Raw genomic sequence first — 393 nt, forward strand, 5'->3', positions numbered from 1 at the left:
CATCCCGCCTTACGCACGCAGTCACCGCTTTGCGGGTCACGAGCGAACCCGGGCGCACACGCGCAACCGCTTCGGCACTCCATCGTGCACTCCGGACCCGCACCGAGGACCTCTTCGCAAGGCTTGCACTGCCCGGGCGGGTAATACACCTCGTTGGGCCCGCACATTCCTTGCGACACTATGTCCGCCGACGGTTCGGCGACCTCGGCGCCGAACCACATCTGCCCCGGACATCGCTGCACGCCACTCGGATCCGAGGGCAGCCGCGGGGATGCCGGTGCGGCCGTGGCCGCGCCGGCACCGAACAGCGCCACGATCACAGCCGCCCCGAAGACCACCGCTGCACAACGCATCACACGTTCCTTCCCGTCTATCCGTTCACCGGATTCACCG

Annotated in this window: 1 protein-coding gene; it reads right to left on the bottom strand. The window is 67.9% G+C overall.

Annotation, left to right across the window (positions count from 1 at the left end):
• Window positions 1-353, bottom strand: a 353-nt coding sequence (locus ON20_RS38095) for a trypsin inhibitor-like cysteine-rich domain-containing protein (RefSeq protein ID WP_157228992.1), incomplete at its 3' end; no start/stop codon positions are given.
• Window positions 354-393 lie beyond the last annotated feature (40 nt).

Origin of the sequence: Nocardia brevicatena NBRC 12119, assembly GCF_000308495.1 — a bacterium.
GTDB lineage: Bacteria > Actinomycetota > Actinomycetes > Mycobacteriales > Mycobacteriaceae > Nocardia > Nocardia brevicatena.